At 62.6% G+C, this 15,688-nt stretch carries 17 protein-coding genes; 11 read left to right on the top strand and 6 right to left on the bottom strand.

Going from position 1 to position 15,688, the window contains the following annotated elements; all coding sequences use genetic code 11:
- Positions 1-8 precede the first annotated feature (8 nt).
- Both EV700_RS13475 and EV700_RS13470 read left to right on the top strand, forming a co-directional pair.
- Complete coding sequence (locus EV700_RS13475; protein WP_130414683.1) at positions 9-443, top strand: SRPBCC family protein; 435 nt, start codon at positions 9-11, stop codon at positions 441-443.
- Positions 443-1,309: an alpha/beta fold hydrolase gene (locus EV700_RS13470; RefSeq protein ID WP_130414681.1), complete on the top strand. Its 867-nt coding sequence runs from the start codon at positions 443-445 to the stop codon at positions 1,307-1,309. Before EV700_RS13475 ends, EV700_RS13470 begins: the two co-directional genes overlap by 1 nt.
- Here the strand turns inward: EV700_RS13470 and EV700_RS13465 are convergent.
- Positions 1,289-2,827, bottom strand: coding sequence for a sigma 54-interacting transcriptional regulator (locus EV700_RS13465; protein WP_130414679.1), 1,539 nt, complete (start codon positions 2,825-2,827; stop codon positions 1,289-1,291). The genes EV700_RS13470 and EV700_RS13465 overlap by 21 nt on opposite strands.
- 216 nt (positions 2,828-3,043) lie before the next feature.
- On the opposite strand from EV700_RS13465, the gene EV700_RS13460 reads away from it, so the two are divergent.
- Positions 3,044-3,331, top strand: coding sequence for a YiaA/YiaB family inner membrane protein (locus EV700_RS13460; protein WP_130414677.1), 288 nt, complete (start codon positions 3,044-3,046; stop codon positions 3,329-3,331).
- Positions 3,332-3,370: 39 nt separating this feature from the next.
- Here EV700_RS13460 and rpoD read toward each other — a convergent pair whose 3' ends face one another.
- The 4 genes from rpoD to rpsU form a co-directional block, all read right to left on the bottom strand.
- Positions 3,371-5,251: an RNA polymerase sigma factor RpoD gene (gene rpoD, locus EV700_RS13455; RefSeq protein WP_130414675.1), complete on the bottom strand. Its 1,881-nt coding sequence runs from the start codon at positions 5,249-5,251 to the stop codon at positions 3,371-3,373.
- Positions 5,252-5,373: 122 nt separating this feature from the next.
- Positions 5,374-7,221, bottom strand: a complete 1,848-nt coding sequence (gene dnaG, locus EV700_RS13450) for a DNA primase (RefSeq protein ID WP_130414673.1) — start codon at positions 7,219-7,221, stop codon at positions 5,374-5,376.
- 68 nt (positions 7,222-7,289) lie between these two features.
- A complete protein-coding gene (locus EV700_RS13445; protein WP_130414671.1) occupies positions 7,290-7,736 on the bottom strand; it encodes a GatB/YqeY domain-containing protein in 447 nt (148 codons plus the stop codon).
- 58 nt (positions 7,737-7,794) lie between these two features.
- Complete coding sequence (gene rpsU / locus EV700_RS13440; protein WP_130414669.1) at positions 7,795-8,010, bottom strand: 30S ribosomal protein S21; 216 nt, start codon at positions 8,008-8,010, stop codon at positions 7,795-7,797.
- A 133-nt stretch (positions 8,011-8,143) separates the two neighbouring features.
- Here rpsU and tsaD point away from each other — a divergent pair, with 133 nt between their 5' ends.
- Positions 8,144-9,157 (top strand): tRNA (adenosine(37)-N6)-threonylcarbamoyltransferase complex transferase subunit TsaD, encoded by a 1,014-nt coding sequence (tsaD, locus tag EV700_RS13435; protein WP_130414667.1) that lies wholly within the window; start codon positions 8,144-8,146, stop codon positions 9,155-9,157.
- A gap of 237 nt (positions 9,158-9,394) precedes the next feature.
- On the opposite strand, the gene plsY is transcribed toward tsaD, so the two are convergent.
- The gene (plsY, locus tag EV700_RS13425; protein WP_130414663.1) at positions 9,395-10,018 is read right to left on the bottom strand and encodes a glycerol-3-phosphate 1-O-acyltransferase PlsY; all 624 of its coding nucleotides are present in this window, start codon (positions 10,016-10,018) and stop codon (positions 9,395-9,397) included.
- A gap of 81 nt (positions 10,019-10,099) precedes the next feature.
- Here plsY and folB point away from each other — a divergent pair, with 81 nt between their 5' ends.
- The 7 genes from folB to EV700_RS13390 all read left to right on the top strand — a co-directional run bounded on the left by folB (position 10,100) and on the right by EV700_RS13390 (position 15,660).
- Entirely contained in the window at positions 10,100-10,483 is a 384-nt protein-coding gene (gene folB / locus EV700_RS13420) for a dihydroneopterin aldolase (protein WP_130414661.1), read from the top strand.
- Entirely contained in the window at positions 10,452-10,940 is a 489-nt protein-coding gene (gene folK / locus EV700_RS13415; RefSeq protein WP_130414659.1) for a 2-amino-4-hydroxy-6-hydroxymethyldihydropteridine diphosphokinase, read from the top strand. The genes folB and folK overlap by 32 nt, the downstream gene beginning before the upstream one ends.
- On the top strand, positions 10,933-12,096 hold the full coding sequence (locus EV700_RS13410; RefSeq protein WP_130414657.1) for a sensor histidine kinase: 1,164 nt from the start codon (positions 10,933-10,935) through the stop codon (positions 12,094-12,096). The genes folK and EV700_RS13410 overlap by 8 nt, the downstream gene beginning before the upstream one ends.
- Entirely contained in the window at positions 12,093-12,680 is a 588-nt protein-coding gene (locus EV700_RS13405; protein ID WP_130414655.1) for a response regulator transcription factor, read from the top strand. Before EV700_RS13410 ends, EV700_RS13405 begins: the two co-directional genes overlap by 4 nt.
- A gap of 125 nt (positions 12,681-12,805) precedes the next feature.
- Entirely contained in the window at positions 12,806-13,474 is a 669-nt protein-coding gene (locus EV700_RS13400; RefSeq protein WP_165391482.1) for an SRPBCC family protein, read from the top strand.
- 127 nt (positions 13,475-13,601) lie between these two features.
- The gene (locus EV700_RS13395) at positions 13,602-14,804 is read left to right on the top strand and encodes a putative solute-binding protein (protein WP_130414651.1); all 1,203 of its coding nucleotides are present in this window, start codon (positions 13,602-13,604) and stop codon (positions 14,802-14,804) included.
- Between the two features lie 70 nt (positions 14,805-14,874).
- Positions 14,875-15,660, top strand: a complete 786-nt coding sequence (locus EV700_RS13390) for a dienelactone hydrolase family protein (protein WP_130414649.1) — start codon at positions 14,875-14,877, stop codon at positions 15,658-15,660.
- Positions 15,661-15,688 lie beyond the last annotated feature (28 nt).

The following is a 15,688-nucleotide window of genomic DNA, read 5'->3' as shown; positions in this document are numbered from 1 at the left end:
AGGGCGCGATGAAATTACAGCACATTTCCATTGTCCAGGACTTCCCGCAACCGGTCGCGAAGATTTTCAACTGGCTGGGCGACCACAACAATCTCGGCGCGATTTTCTTCCCGTTCAAGGTCGAGCGCATCCGCGACGGCCAGGATTACCTGAACGGTGTCGGCTCGGTGCGCCGCCTGTCCTCGTTTCCGCTGCCGCCGGTGGAAGAGATGGTAACAGTCTATATTCCCGACGAGCACATCGAATACACCATCACCAGCGCCATGTCGCCGATCAGCGACCATCTGGGCGTGATGCGTTTCGAGCCGCATGAGGGCGGCACCCGCCTGCATTACACCATCGTCTTCCGGGGTGCGCTGCCGCTGATCGGGCCGGTGCTGAAGGTGGGTCTGGCGCAGGGTATCCGCCGCGGGTTGAAGAAGCTGGCGCGGATGTCGATCTGATGGCGCAGCCGGTCGAGCGCACGTTCGAGGTGCAGGGGCGGCGCATGGCGGCCCGTTGCTGGCATGATCCGTCGCTGCCGCCATTGCTGGCCCTGCATGGCTGGCTGGACAATGCCGCCACCTTTGACCGGCTGGCGCCGCTGCTGGACCGCTATCACATTGTCGCCCTCGATTTCGCCGGTCACGGCCTCAGCGATCACCGTCCGCCCGGCATCCGCTACCATTTCGTGGATCATGTCGATGACGTGCTGGCGGTGGCGGACCAACTGGGTTGGGAACAATTCACACTGATGGGGCACTCGATGGGAGCAGGGGTGTCGACGCTGTTCGCCGCCGCCCTGCCGGAACGCCTGCGCAAGCTGGTGCTGATCGAAGGCTTCGGACCGTTCACCGGTACGCCGGAAGCGGCTCCGGCCATCCTGCGCGGGGCGTTGTTGCAGAAAAAGACCTTTGACCAGCCGCCGCGCGTGATCGCCGACATGGCGCTAGCCGTGCGGGCGCGTATGCAGGGGCTGGTGCCGGTCAGCGAGGCGGCGGCGCGGGCGCTGTGCGAGCGCGGTGTCGAAGCCGTGCCCGGCGGCTATGTCTGGCGTACCGATCGCCGCCTGCGGCTGGACTCGCCGATCCGGCTGACCGAAGCGCAGGTGCGGCAGTACCTGGCGGCGATCGAGGCTCCGACCCTGCTGGTGGCGGCAGAGCAGGGGATTCCCTTCAATCAGGACGATTACGCCGCCCGTATCCGCGCGCATCGCCATTTGCAGGTGGTACGCCTGTCGGGCGGGCACCATTTGCATCTGGACGGCGATGTGGACGCCGTGGCGTCTGCCATTCTCTCCTTTCTGGACTCAGCCGCCGTCGCCCAGTGAATCCAGAAAGGCTTTGTCCAGCCGCGTCTTGACCGTGCGCCAGTCGGTGCCCAGTTTCCGGGCGGCGGCTTCGTAGCTGCCGCAACCGGCGTAGACCAGGGCATAGTAGCGGCCGGTCATGGTTTCATGATCCAGCGCGCCGGTCCGAACCTCTTCCAGCCATTGTTCCATCACCGTCGTCGTCCGTCTTGGCGAGGCCGGGGGCGAATAGCGTCCCCGTACCAGGATGCTGCGCACGCATTGTTCCAGCTCGCGCATGTTACCCGGCCAGCCATGCTCGGGCAGATGCCGGCGGATCCACGCCGAGGCTTCCGCGGCCAGCCCGGAGGCAGCTTCCGGCTCCAGCAAGCGCAAGCTCACCGATTGCAGCAGGTGTTCCAGTTCCTCGGGTTTTTCCTGCAACTGCATCGCCAGCGACGGCGTACGGATCTGGTCGGAACACAGCCGGTAATAGAGATCCTCACGGAAGGTGCCCTGACGCATCGCTTCGCCCAGGTCGCGGTGGGTGGCGGAAACGATCTTGCCGTGGAATTCCCGGGTTTCGTTGTCGCCCAGTCGTTGGAAGGTACGGCTTTGCAGCACGCGCAGCAGCTTGACCTGGATTTCCGGCGGCAACTCACCGACTTCATCGAGAAACACGGTCTGCGCCGCATGTCGCGTTTCCAGATAGCCAAGGCGGTCACTGATCGCGCCGGTATAGGCCCCCTTGCGATGGCCGAACAGCTCGCTTTCCAGCAAGGTGGCGGGCAGCGCGGCCAGATGCACCGGCTGGTGGCAGTGGCGGTAATCGGCTTCAAAGCGGCCATTGGAGGCGTTGAAGGGGATATAGCGAGACAGTCCGATCGCCTGCGCCACCAGCTCCTTACCGGTACCCGACGGCCCCAGCACCAGAGTCGAGATCTCGTACATGCGCCGGAACAGCCCCTGCCGGTAGCGCCGCAGGTCGTGGGTGAAGATGGAATCCCAGATATCCGCGCGCAGTTGTGCCGAGAGCCGGGTGGTGCCGAAAATGGCGCGATAGGTGAAATGGAAGGCGCGCCGGATCTGGAAGCAGAGGGCAAACAAGTGTTCGGGCGCGAATTGCGGATCATCCGCCAGCGGCGTGGCGCCGATCAGTTGCCGCCAGTCATCCCGGAAGCCGCTCCAGAACGGCATGCGCTGACTGCTGCTGTCAGGATGGATCAGTATCTTGAAGAAGGGGTTTTCCACCCGGTAATACAGCACGTACATCGCGACATCGCCATAGAGGCGCCAGGAATCGGCGTCAATGTCCGTCAGCGTGGCGCGGCGCGCCAGGGCGGCGGCGATGCAGTCCTCGCCAGCGCGGGTCAGCGCCGCCAGATGCGGACTGGCGTCGCGTTGGCCCGGTTCCATGATCCAGACGTCATGCGCCGGGGCCTGGTCGCCCAGGATCAGCCGCTCCAGCCGGATGCGTTCTTCGCTGAACGGGTTGGCATAGCCCAGATCGCCAATGGCGCGCGCCCGCGCCAGCGCGGCGGCGGGAAACAATGATCCCATGTGCTTGCTCCGTGTTATGACAGGCCGACATTTCCTGAAGCCTTACCGGCACATTATGTAGACCATTCCGGAGCGGTTGTCATCAGGCTTGGTGCAAGTATTTGATAGGGTAAGCTTTTTTTCGGCTGTTTATTTGGCACGGAAGCCGCATTTCATGGGGTAGCAATGACCGTCGGGCGTACCGGCGGCGTCAAACCCGAAGGCAGGAACCGTATCATGATCAGCGAACAAAACATCCAGCAGGACTCGGCATCGTGGATTTTCTTCGTGAAAGTCTGTTTTGCGATTTCGGTGGGGGCATTGGGCTTCGGCATCTTCATGCTGCCGGTGGATATCTGGATGAAAGGCTACCTGATGATGGGCTCGCTGTTCACCGTCGGCTCGACCATCACCATGTCGAAAACCCTGCGTGACCAGCACGAGGCGCAAAAGCTGATCCACAAGATTTCGAATGCGAAGACGGAGAAGATCCTCAAGGAATTCGAGATGAACGGGGCGCAATAAGCATCATGAAAAAGGGCGCCTTGCGGCGCCCTTTTGGCTTCAGTCGTTGTCGAGGAACGACCGCAGGTGTTCCGACCGCGACGGATGCCGCAGCTTGCGCAACGCCTTGGCTTCGATCTGGCGGATACGCTCACGGGTGACGTCGAACTGCTTGCCCACTTCTTCCAGGGTGTGGTCGGTATTCATGTCGATCCCGAAGCGCATGCGCAGCACCTTGGCTTCCCTCGGCGTCAGGTTGGCCAGCACCTCGCGGGTGGCCTCGCGCAGGCCTTCCGCCGTGGCGGCTTCCACCGGAGAAATCATGGTGGTGTCTTCGATGAAGTCGCCCAAGTGGGAGTCTTCATCGTCGCCGATCGGGGTTTCCATCGAGATGGGTTCCTTGGCGATCTTCAGCACCTTGCGCACCTTGTCTTCCGGCATGTCCAGGCGTTCGCCCAGTTCTTCCGGCGACGGCTCGCGCCCCATTTCCTGTAACATCTGCCGTGACACGCGATTGATCTTGTTGATCGTCTCGATCATGTGCACCGGGATGCGGATGGTGCGCGCCTGGTCGGCGATGGAGCGGGTGATGGCCTGACGGATCCACCAGGTGGCGTAGGTCGAGAACTTGTAGCCGCGACGGTATTCGAACTTGTCCACCGCCTTCATCAGGCCGATGTTGCCTTCCTGGATCAGGTCGAGGAATTGCAGGCCGCGGTTGGTGTACTTCTTGGCGATCGAGATCACCAGACGCAGGTTGGCCTCCACCATTTCCTTCTTGGCGCGGCGGGCCTTGGCCTCGCCGATGGACATGCGGCGGTTGATGTCCTTGATCTCGGCGACGCGCATGTCGAACTGTTCTTCAATGGCGATCAGCTCGCGCTGGGCCTTGAGGATGTTCTCGCGCTGCGCTTCCAGCGCGGCCGCCCACGGCTTGCCGCTGGCGATCTGGCTGTCGACCCAGGCCAGGTTGGTCTCGTGGCCGGGGAAGGTGGTGATGAAGGTCTTGCGGTCCATCTTGGAGCGACGGATGCAGGCAATCATGATCGCCTTTTCCTGAGCGCGCACCTGATCCTGGTAGTTGCGGATTTCCTGGCCCAGCGCATCGAATACGCGCGGGGTCAGCTTGAACATCATGAACACTTCGGCCAGCTGCGCCAGGGCCTGCTGGCCCTCGACGCTGGCGCGGCCGCTGCTTTTCAGGACGGCCAGCGTGGCTTCCAGCTGGTTGCGCAGGGCGGTAAAGCGTTCGCGGGCAATTTCGGGATCCGGACCGGATTCGGCTTCTTCCTCGTCGTCGCTGGCGCCTTCGGCTTCCTCGGCGTCAATGTCGATGTCGGCGGCCTTGGCGGGTTCGGCCTCGGCTTCTTCGGGCAGCTCGGCTTCCACTACTTCTTCGGGAATGGCGTCGCTTTCCGGGTCCAGGTAACCCACCAGGATGTCGGCCAGGCGGCGCTCACCGGCGCCGACTCGATCGTAGTCGGCAATGACGCCGGCGACACAGGTCGGCCAGTGCGCCATGGCGTGCAGCACATCGCGGATGCCTTCCTCGATACGCTTGGCGATGGCGATTTCGCCTTCGCGCGTCAGCAGTTCCACGGTGCCCATTTCGCGCATGTACATGCGCACGGGGTCGGTGGTGCGGCCGGGTTCGGTTTCCACCGAAGTCAGGACGGCAACAGCTTCTTCGGCGGCGACTTCATCGTCACTGGCGTCCGGGGTTTCTTCCAGCAGCAGATCGTCGGCTTCCGGCGCGCGTTCGTGCACGGGAATGCCCAGATCATTCAGCATCTGGATAATGTCTTCTATCTGTTCCGTTTCGGTGATAGATTCCGGAAGGTGGTCATTGAGTTCGGCGTAAGTCAGGTAGCCTTGCTCTTTGCCGCGTGCAATGAGGGCAGCTACCTGCGAAGTGGTCTGCGTCTCTTTGTCGTTGCTCATTGATGATTCTCGGTGGTGCAGGCAAGAGTGGAATTATAGCACGCCGCCGGAAAATGGGGATAATCCGCACGATTTTCGGGCTCTTTGCGGCTGTCTGAAAGGGAATGCATGTCCCGTGCCGGTCAATCCGTTCGTTTGTTGTCCAATTCCCGCATTTCTTCTTCCAGTTCCTTCAGTTGCGCCTTCAATGACAGGATGGCCGCCAGTCCGTGCGTGTCCGCCAGTTTTTCGCGCAGGGTGTGGATTCCCAGCTGGGTGATGATGCTGGCCAGCTCCCCGTCCACGTCCAGCGACGGGATGAAATTGGTATCCTCGGCGATGCGCCGCAGGCGCTCGCCTTCCTCGCTGCCTTGCCACGCACCCAGCAGCGTCATGCTGGTGCTGCCCGGGCTTTGTTGCAGGAAACGCACCACGGATAACAACAACGCACCTTCCAGCGGCAGCTGCTGTTCCAGACGGTCGGCGTTGATGGGCAGCGCCGCCTCCGGCTTTTGCAGCAGCAGCTGGATGGCGCGGTCGCCCAGCGACAGGCTGTTGCGGCCGCGCGGCACCAGTTGCGGCCGCGACTGATAGACGGCGCGCACCGGCTGCGTGGTCATCGGCGGGCGGTATCCGTCGTCATCATCATCCCCGTCTTCCGGAGTAGGAGGGCGAAAGACTGGTGACGGAGCGGCGGCGGGCGGAACCTTGCCGGAATCCGGATTATGGATGCCGGTCAGCGTCGAAAGCCGCTGCCACAGCAGTTGCCGGAACAGCCCGGCCGGAACTTTTTCCAGCAGCGGCGTCGCCAGGTTGGCCAGACGGCTGCGGCCTTCCAACGACTCCAGGCGCAAGCCCTCCGACAGATGCCGGAACAGGAAGTCGGCCAGCGGTTCGGCATTGTCCAGACGCCGGCGGAAGGCATCGAGGCCTTCTTCGCGCACCAGCGAGTCGGGGTCATGGCCGTCGGGCAGGAACAGGAAGGCGGCGCTGACGCCGTCCTTGAGCGCGGGCAGGGCGGATTCCAGCGCCTTCCAGGCGGCGCGCCGCCCGGCTTCGTCGCCGTCAAAGCAGAAAATCACATCCGGGACGCTGCGGAACAGGCGCTCGACATGCACGGTGCTGGTGGCGGTGCCCAGCGTAGCCACCGCGAACGGCAGACCGGCCTGATGCATGGCGATCACGTCCATGTAGCCTTCCACGACGACGACCCATTTCAGGTCCTGCCGCGCCTGCCGGGTTTCGTACAGGCCGTACAGTTCCTCGCCCTTGTGGAAGACCGGGGTTTCCGGGGAATTCAGGTACTTGGGCTTGCTGTCGTCCAGCACCCGGCCGCCGAAGGCCATGATCCGGCCGCGAAAATCGCGGATCGGGAACATCACGCGTTCGCGCATGGCGTCATAGTGCGAGTTGCGCTGCTCATTGAAGATGACCAGCCCGGCCTGCTTCAGCAGCGCCACTTGTTCCGGCGAGTCGCCGAGGGCGCGCAGCAGGTTGTCCCAGCCAGCGGGTGCATAACCCAGTCGCCACTCCTTGGCGACCTGGCCGGTCAGCCCGCGCTGGCGCAGGTATTGGGTGGCGCGCTCGCGCTGCGGGTGCTGGCGCAACTGCTCTTCATAGAAACGGGCGGCGGCATCCAGGATGTCATACAGCGGTTGCCGCGAGGCGCGTTCCTCGCCGTGGCCCTGACTGGTCTCGGGCAACGTCATCCCGGCTTTTTGCGCCAGGTATTCCAGGCTGTCCATGAACTCGCGGCGTTCGTACTGCATCAAGAAGCTGAGTGCATTGCCGGAGACACCGCAACCGAAGCAATGGTAGAACTGCTTTTCGCGGTTGACGGAGAAGGAGGGCGTCTTTTCGTTGTGGAACGGGCAGCAGGCGGCGTAGTTCTTGCCGGATTTCTTCAGGCGGACGTGCGCCCCGATCAGATCGACGATATCGGTGCGGTGCAGCACTTCATCAATGAAGGATTGGGGAATGCGGCCAGCCATGAGGGAATGCCGTCAGCCATAATAAAGAGAGTAAGGTAGCAAAAATGACAGCGGGGGTGTAACCGGGATCAGCCGAGTTTGGCCTTGACCTTCTTGGAAACCTCGGCCCCGTCGGCGCGACCGGCAATCTGCGGGCGCAACAGGTTCATCACCTTGCCCATGTCGCGGGCGGAGGCGGCGCCGGTTTCGGCAATGGCGGCGGCGATCAGGCTGTCGACTTCCTCGTCCGAGAGCCGGGCGGGCAGGAAGACTTCCAACACGTCAATTTCGGCCTGTTCCTGGGCGACCAGGTCGGCGCGATTGGCGGACTGATAAGCAGCGACGGATTCCCGGCGCTGCTTGATCAGCTTTTCCAGGACGGCCAGCACGCGGGCATCGTCCAGTTCGACACGTTCATCAACTTCGATTTGCTTGAGGGCCGCCAGCGCCATGCGAATGACACCAAGGCGCGCCGACTCTTTGGCGCGCATCGCGTCTTTCATTGCTTCGGTCAGCCGGGCCTTCAAGGCAGACATATCACCGTCCTGAAAAATTTATTCGTTCATCAAAGGGTGCTGCAACCGCCGGGTCTGCTTAGTACAGACGGGTGGTCTTCACCGATTCGCGAGCCAGTTTCTTGGCATAACGCTTGACGGCGGCAGCTTTCTTGCGCTTACGTTCCTGGGTCGGCTTTTCGTAGAATTCGCGCTTGCGAACATCGGCCAGGACACCTGCTTTTTCGCAGGAACGCTTGAAACGGCGCAGAGCTACGTCAAACGGCTCGCCTTCTTTGACTTTGACTTGGGGCATTACAATCTCACCTTTGAGTTGGAAAATCCTGCAATCACAGTTACAGGAAGGCGGCAATTCTACGCAAAGAAAGACATACCGGCAAGCGCGCCGTTCCGCTAAAATCCGTGCCCCCGATGGAGACCCCTATCCCATGCGCGTACTCGGCATTGAAACTTCCTGCGATGAAACCGGCGTCGCCGTCTATGACAGCGAGCGCGGACTGCTGGCGCACCGTCTTTACAGCCAGATCGAACTGCATGCCGATTACGGCGGCGTGGTGCCGGAACTGGCCTCGCGCGACCACGTGCGCAAGCTGGCGCCGCTGCTGCGCGAAGTGATGGAAGCGTCGGGGACGGCGCCCGGCGATATCGACGGCATTGCCTATACCAGCGGTCCCGGTCTGGCCGGGGCGCTGATGGTGGGGGCGGTGATGGGGCGGACGCTGGCCTATGCCTGGAATGTGCCGTCGATCGGCGTTCACCATATGGAAGGGCATCTGCTGGCGCCGCTGCTGGAGGAAAACCGGCCGGAGTTTCCGTTCGTGGCGTTGCTGGTGTCGGGCGGGCATACGCAGTTGCTGCAGGTGGACGGCATCGGTCGTTACACCCTGCTGGGCGAAAGCGTGGATGATGCCGCCGGGGAGGCCTTTGACAAGGTCGCGAAGATGCTGGGGCTGGATTATCCCGGCGGGCCGCACGTGGCGCGGCTGGCCTTGCAGGGTAATCCGGAGGCTTTTGCGCTGCCGCGACCGATGATTGACCGGCCGGGGCTGGATTTCTCCTTCAGCGGCCTGAAGACGGCGGTGCGGTTGGTGATCGAGAATACGCCGGACTATCCGGAGAAAACGGTGGATATCTGCGCCAGTTTCGAGGCGGCCATTGTCGATACGCTGGTGCGCAAGTGCGAGCGGGCGCTGAAGCAGACCGGCATGAAGCGGCTGGTGATGGCGGGCGGCGTCAGCGCCAATGTCCGTTTGCGGGCGATGTTGCAGGATCTGGCGAAGCGGCGGCGGGCGCAGGTGTTTTATCCGTCGGCGGCGTTTTGTACGGATAACGGGGCGATGATTGCCTTTGCCGGGTGTCAGCGCTTGCTGGCGGGGCAGGGGGAGAATCTGGCGGTGTCGGTGCGGCCGAGATGGCCGATGGTGGAGTTGCCGGCGGTTTGATGTCGTTTGTGGGTCGGGCTTCAGCCCGACAATTCCCTTGTTTATGGATTATTGGGTTTGGCTTGAGTCATCCGCCTGCCGCGGGCCTTCCTTTTTGTCTTGGCAAAAAGGAAGCAAAAACCGTGTCCTTCGCCAAAACTCGCGCACCTTCTTTTATGTTCAGCACCGCCATGTCCGGCGGTGTTTTCGTTTCTGACTGAGGCATGTGGCTCGGACAGTTGGCTACGGACGGTGGGGTTAGGTTGGGGTGTCGGTTTCGGATGCCTCTGGTTTCTTGGTTCCGAATTTCTTTTCTTCGCCCTTCAGCAAGGCTTGGATGTTTGTCTTGTGTCTGGCAATCAGCAACACGCTCATTCCCACCACACCCAGCATGTAGCCGGGGTCGAGGTACCAGGCGAGGATCGGGGCGGCGGTGAAGGCGGTGAGGGAGCCGAGGGAGGAGATGCGGGTCGGGGCGAAGGTGAGGAGCCAGATGGCGATGACGGCGAGGCCGAGTTGCCAGTCGAGCGCGAGCAGGACGCCAAGGGCGGTGGCGACGCCCTTGCCGCCTTCAAAACGGAAGAAGACGGGGTAAAGGTGGCCGAGGAAGGCGGCGAGGCCGATGGCGCTGATCAGGTCGGACGATAGCCCCCAGTGCCTGGCCAGTAACACCAGCGGGACGCCCTTGAGCATGTCGCCGGCCAGGGTCAGCAGCGCCGGACCTTTGCCGCCGATGCGCATGACGTTGGTGGCGCCGGGGTTTTGGGAGCCTTGGGAGCGCGGGTCAGGCAGGCCGAGGGCGCGGCAGACCAGGATGGCGGAGCAGACGGAACCCAGCAGGTAAGCGACGGCAAGCAGGACAAAGGGAAGGACATCGGACATTTTGCACTATCGCTGATGGAATCGGGGTGTGGCAATCTATAATGCCGGTTTACGGTGATTGCAAGGCTGACGTGGTCGACGATGGATATTCTGTATATTCGCAACCTACGGGTTGAGGCGGTGATCGGTATTTTCTCGTGGGAGAAGCGCATCCGCCAGCCGATCCATGTGGATCTGGAGATGGCGGTGGATATCCGCCAGGCGGCCGCGACCGACGATATCAAGCATGCCCTGGATTACAAGACGGTTTCCCATCGCCTGACCGAGTTCATCGCGCACAATGAATGGCATCTGGTGGAGACGCTGGCGGAGCGCATCGCCGAGCTGCTGATGAAGGAGTTCGGGGTGTCGTGGCTGCGGCTGACCCTGTCCAAGCCCGCCGCGCTGCCCGCCGCCGACAGCGTCGGCCTGATTATTGAACGAGGCGACAGGCATGCCCCGCGTCTATTTGAGCCTGGGCAGTAACTGCCGCCGCGAGGCCTCGCTGGCCTCGGCCCTGGCCCGGCTGGAACAGGCCTTCGGCCCGCTGTCCGTATCCCCGGTCTATGAAAGCGAGGCGGCGGACGCTCCCGGGAACCCTTACCTGAATCTGGTGGTGTCGCTGGAGACCGCGTTGCCGGTGCTGTCGTTGAAAGCGCGGCTGCGCGAGATCGAGGCGGCGATCGGCCGTGTGCGTGGCCGCGCGGATGTGGTGATTGATATCGATATCTTGCTGTACGGCGATGCCTGCGGCGATTTCGAGGGCCTGCGCCTGCCGCGTCCGGAGTTGCTGGAGCGCGCCTATGTGCTGAAGCCGCTGGCCGATCTGGCCGGCGAGGAGCGGCATCCGCTGACCGGCCGCCGCTATGCCGATCACTGGCAATGCTTCACCGGCAGCAATGTGCTGCGCCCCGCTGACTGGCAGGGTGCGCGCCATGCATGACGCCATGCATTTCCTGCGGCGCCAGCCGGTCATCATCATGCTGGGGGTGCTGGGCTGGCTGCTGGCGGTCTGGCAGCTGGGTTCGGCGGCGATGCATCAGGATGCGGTGCTGTCCTTCCTGCTGATCGCGCTCAACGGCGTCGGAGCGGCGATGGCGCTGGTGCGTCTGTTCTGGATCATCGTTTCCACCCGCCGCTGGCAGCGCGACAACCGCGACCCCATTGTCTGGCTGGCGGTATTCATTACCTACGGTACGGCCAGCCTGCTGGCGATGCGCCTGCAACTCAATCCTTCCGGCGGTTTCTTCCTGGCCTTCCTGCTGGTGAACATGGCGCCGTTAATGAACCGTTTCGCCGCGCCGGTGGCGATCAGCGTTATTGTCCTGTCCTCGCTGGCGGTAGCGCTATTGCAGCAAGCCCTGCCGCCCGTGCCCTTCGGCCTGTTCCTGCTGCTGGCGCAAAGCGCCTTGTGGTACATGGCATCCAGCAATATTGACGAATGGCAGGCGCATCAGGAAACCGCGACCGCGCATGCCCAATTGCACGCCACGCAACAGTTGCTGACCGAGGCGGTGGCGCGCAATGAGCGCACCCGCATCGCCCGCGATCTGCACGACCAGATGGGGCATCATCTGGTGGCACTGAACATGCAATTACAGGTGCTGGAAAAAAAGCTGCCCGAAACCGCCTTGCCGGAGCTGGGCCATGCCCGTGATCTGGCCCGCGACCTGTTCGAGGATGTGCGCGCCACCCTGCAACAGCTGCGGCAGGACCAGTCCAGTTTCGGCGAGTTGCTGGAGAAAATGCTGGCCAGCATTCCCTACCTGAAATTCGAGGTGTCGATCGACAGTGAGCTGTTGATGATGGACGCCCAGTTGGCGTCCTGCCTGCTGCGGGTGGTGCAGGAAGGGATTACCAATGCCCTGAAGCACAGTGACGCCAGCCGCATGGTGATCTGCCTGACCCGCGAGGACAACGGCCTGCGCATGCTGGTGCAGGACAATGGCCGGCAGGCGGTCGCGGCGGAATTCGGGTCCGGCATCGGGCTGGAAGGCATGGCCGAGCGCATCCGCGAGTTGGGCGGGCAGTTACAGAGCGGTTCGACGGAACAAGGGTTCCGGCTGCTGGTGGAGTTTCCGGAGGAGTGTCTGTCGTGATCCGCATTCTGGTGGTGGATGATCAGGAACTGGTGCGGCGGGGGATTGTCGCGCTGCTGGGTTTTGAGGCCGATCTGACGGTGGTGGCCCAGGCCGCCGATGGCGAGGAATGCCTGGCCCTGCTGGCGCAGCATGAGGTGGACGTGGTGCTGATGGATATCCGCATGCCGAAGCTGAACGGGCTGGAGACGGTGCGGCGCATGCGCGTGGCCGGGATTGCCACGCCGGTGCTGCTGCTGACCACTTTTGACGAGCCGGTGACGCTGGCGCAGGGGCGTTCGGCCGGAGCCCAGGCCTGCCTGCTGAAGGATATCGACCAGGCAGGGCTGGTGGCGGCCATCCGCACCGTGGCGGCGGGCGGCACCGTGGAACCGGCGGGCGGGGCGCGGCCGGCGCTGTTTACCCGCCGGGAACTGGCGGTCATCCGTGAGTTGTGCGCGGGCAAGCAGAACAAGGAAATCGCCCAAGCCCTGCAACTCAGTGCCGGTACGGTGCGCAACTACCTGTCGATGATTCTTGAAAAACTGGAGGTGCGCGACCGCACCCAGGCCATTCTCAAACTGCGCGAGCTGGGGCTGGCCTGACACAATTCATATACATTGATGGCGCTTGGTGTGTCATTTGTCACTATTTTTCCCCGAATACTCCCCCTATGATCGGGCCAGCCCCGATAACCGGTCATAACAAGCGCATGCGCGGGAGCCCATTCATGAAGCTGTATTCCCTGATCACGCTGCTGCTGGCATCCTTGCTCGGCAGCATGGCCATGGCGGCCTCACAACCTTCCGATATGAAGCTGGTGCTGGACAAGCAGGGCATCCGCATCTGGTCCTATGCCGTGCCGGGCAGTCCGCTGCACGGATTCAAGGCGGTCACGACCGTTCGCAGCAATCTCAACAGCATCGTCGGTCTGATCGCCGATACCGAAGCCGCCAGCCGCTGGCTGTACCGTACCAGCGAAGTGGAAACCCTGAAGCGCAACGATGAAGACATGTCTTTCGTGATCCGCGTGGTGACCGATTTCCCCTGGCCGTTCAAGGATCGTGAGGCGGTGGTTGCCGGGCGTATCACCCAGGACCCGAAGACCATGATCGTACGTATCGACAGCAATACGGTGTCCGGTTTCGCCACCCGTCCGGGGAACCTCAACATGCCGCTGGTTCAGGGCAGCTGGCAGTTCCGGCCGGTGGGCCACGGTCTGGTGGAAATCACCATGACCGGCCATGCCGATCCGGGCGGCAACCTGCCCGCCAGCCTGGTCAACATGTTCATTCAGGAACATCCCTACAATTCGTTGCTGGCGCTGAAGAACGTGATTGCGGAGCCGAATTTCCAGACCGCGCGTCTGGCGTCCATCCGCGAGCCGGTATATCAGTAACGTCCTGCCTGTCATGTCCCGGCCGCTGGTCCGGACATGACACATGTCATCTTATCCCCCGCCTTTTCCCTGACTAGCATGCCGGTATTGCGGGCCTTTCCGGCCCGGTTCCCCGGAGCGCCAGTCCATGAAAATCCGCCGTCTGCTTGCCAGCACTCTGGCTTTGTTCGCGCTGAACGCCGTGCAGGCCGCCGAACCGGCCGTCACGGTTGACCCGAAGATCGTCAACAAGCTCAGTCAGTCCGATGCCTGGAACAGCAACAAACCGCTGGACCAGCAGATCAGCCAGCGCGCCAACGAGGCGATGTCGGTGCTGATGACCCTGAAGCCGGGCCAGGACGGCTTGCCGCCGCCGTTGGAAAAACCGTTCAATGTGTCGGTCTGTCTCTTTGACATTCTTGGCAAGAACGGCGAGCTGTACAGCCGGGCGAAGGACATGGTGCTGATCGCCCGGCGCTGGAATGTCTTCATCGAATTGCAGGTCTATACCGATGAACGCATCACCGCCGAAAACTTCAAGGCCGGACAATGCGATGCCGCCACTATTTCCACGCTGCGCGCTCGTCAGTTCAACAAATTCATCGGCAGCATCGACTCGGTGGGCGGCGTGCCGACTTACGCGCACATGCGGCTGTTGCTGAAGACGCTGCTGGATCCGAAGGTGGTGCCGCTGTCGATTACCGAGCCCTACCAGATTGTTGGCGTAATGCCGATCGGGGCGCTGTACGTGATGGTGCGCGACCGCCAGATCAATTCGATCGAAAAGGCGGCGGGCAAGAAGGTGGCGGTGCTGGACTGGGACAAATCGCAGGCCGAGATGGTGCAGAAGCTGGGCGCGCAGCCGGTCGCTTCCGACATCACCAATTTCGCGGGCAAGTTCAACAACGGCCAGGTCGACATCATTGCCGCGCCGGCCATCGCCTACCGGCCGCTGGAGCTGTACAAGGGGCTGGGCAAGGACGGCGCCGTCTACAAGTTCTCGCTGGCGCAGGCCACCGGCAGCCTGGTGATCAACCGCGAGCGTTTGAAGAAGAAGCTGCCGGATCTGGACAAGCATCTGGAAACCCTGCGCAGTGTCGCCTTGCAGTACATGGATCGCGCGATGGATGAGCTGTTCATCGTCCTGAATAAAATGGAAGCGGATATCCCGGCCAAGTACTGGATGGCGCTGACGCCGAGTGATGAAAAGCGCTATGTGGAAATGATGCGTCAAGCGCGCATCCAGATGACCCGCGATGGCTATTACGATCCGCGCATGATGAAGGTGCAGAAGAAGATTCGCTGCAAGATCGACCCTGCCGCTGCGGAATGCGTGCTCAACGACGAATGAGTCGCCTTTCCGCAACGCCCGACCGCGTTTTCGCGGTAATCTAGTGCAGGTTTGGCAGGGGGATACCAAGATGGCGTTGCCGGGTTTTGAGGAAGAAAGTTTCAATTATCTGGGGCAGGAATGGCCGCTCTACGTCAAGGGCGCCGGTCCGGCGGTGGTGATCATGCACGAAGTGCCCGGCATCTACCCGGAGGTCGCGGAGTTTGCCAAAAAGGTGGCGGAGGCCGGGTTTACCGTGTTCATGCCCAGCCTGTTCGGTACGCCCGGCAAGCCGTTCAGCGCCACCTACGCGGCTACCCAGATTGCCCGCGCCTGCATCCGCCGCGAGTTTGCCGCGTTCGAGGCCAACAGTTCCGGTCCCATCGCCGACATGCTGCGCAGCCTGTGCCGCCATGCCCATGAGCGTTGCGGCGGACCGGGAGTCGGGGCGCTGGGCATGTGCTTCACCGGCAATTTCGCGCTGGCGCTGGCGGTGGAACCGTGCGTGCTGGCGCCGGTGCTGAGCCAGCCGTCACTGCCGATCGGAGCGACCGCCGAGGCGCGCGCCGGGCTGCATGTTTCTCCCGCCGAACTGGAAACGGTGAAGATCCGGGTGCAGCAGGAAGATCTGAAGGTGCTGGGGCTGCGTTTCACCCACGACATGATGTGCCCGAAGGCCAAGTTCGAGCGTTTGCACGAAGAGCTGGGCGAAGGCTTTCAGGGGATCGAGATCAACTCCGAGCCCTTCAATCCGCACGGGCTGCCGCTCAGCGCCCACTCGGTGCTGACACGGCATCTGGTCGACCGTGAGGGGCATCCGACCCGTCAGGCGCTGGATACGGTGCTGGCCTTCTTCCGGGAAAGGCTGAAAGCCTGAAGGGGGCAGGGGCGCGGGCATGCCCCCC

The organism is Fluviicoccus keumensis, from assembly GCF_004217445.1.
Lineage (GTDB): Bacteria > Pseudomonadota > Gammaproteobacteria > Pseudomonadales > Moraxellaceae > Fluviicoccus > Fluviicoccus keumensis.
This window is presented reverse-complemented; position numbering and strand designations above follow the sequence as displayed.

Bases quoted from the DNA above. Each gene is read 5' to 3' on its own strand.
- EV700_RS13475 (WP_130414683.1), top strand. From the start codon at position 9: ATGAAATTACAGCACATTTCCATTGTCCAGGACTTCCCGCAACCGGTC.
- EV700_RS13470 (WP_130414681.1), top strand. From the start codon at position 443: ATGGCGCAGCCGGTCGAGCGCACGTTCGAGGTGCAGGGGCGGCGCATG.
- EV700_RS13465 (WP_130414679.1), bottom strand. From the start codon at position 2,827: ATGGGATCATTGTTTCCCGCCGCCGCGCTGGCGCGGGCGCGCGCCATT.
- EV700_RS13460 (WP_130414677.1), top strand. From the start codon at position 3,044: ATGATCAGCGAACAAAACATCCAGCAGGACTCGGCATCGTGGATTTTC.
- rpoD (WP_130414675.1), bottom strand. From the start codon at position 5,251: ATGAGCAACGACAAAGAGACGCAGACCACTTCGCAGGTAGCTGCCCTC.
- dnaG (WP_130414673.1), bottom strand. From the start codon at position 7,221: ATGGCTGGCCGCATTCCCCAATCCTTCATTGATGAAGTGCTGCACCGC.
- EV700_RS13445 (WP_130414671.1), bottom strand. From the start codon at position 7,736: ATGTCTGCCTTGAAGGCCCGGCTGACCGAAGCAATGAAAGACGCGATG.
- rpsU (WP_130414669.1), bottom strand. From the start codon at position 8,010: ATGCCCCAAGTCAAAGTCAAAGAAGGCGAGCCGTTTGACGTAGCTCTG.
- tsaD (WP_130414667.1), top strand. From the start codon at position 8,144: ATGCGCGTACTCGGCATTGAAACTTCCTGCGATGAAACCGGCGTCGCC.
- plsY (WP_130414663.1), bottom strand. From the start codon at position 10,018: ATGTCCGATGTCCTTCCCTTTGTCCTGCTTGCCGTCGCTTACCTGCTG.
- folB (WP_130414661.1), top strand. From the start codon at position 10,100: ATGGATATTCTGTATATTCGCAACCTACGGGTTGAGGCGGTGATCGGT.
- folK (WP_130414659.1), top strand. From the start codon at position 10,452: ATGCCCCGCGTCTATTTGAGCCTGGGCAGTAACTGCCGCCGCGAGGCC.
- EV700_RS13410 (WP_130414657.1), top strand. From the start codon at position 10,933: ATGCATGACGCCATGCATTTCCTGCGGCGCCAGCCGGTCATCATCATG.
- EV700_RS13400 (WP_165391482.1), top strand. From the start codon at position 12,806: ATGAAGCTGTATTCCCTGATCACGCTGCTGCTGGCATCCTTGCTCGGC.
- EV700_RS13395 (WP_130414651.1), top strand. From the start codon at position 13,602: ATGAAAATCCGCCGTCTGCTTGCCAGCACTCTGGCTTTGTTCGCGCTG.
- EV700_RS13390 (WP_130414649.1), top strand. From the start codon at position 14,875: ATGGCGTTGCCGGGTTTTGAGGAAGAAAGTTTCAATTATCTGGGGCAG.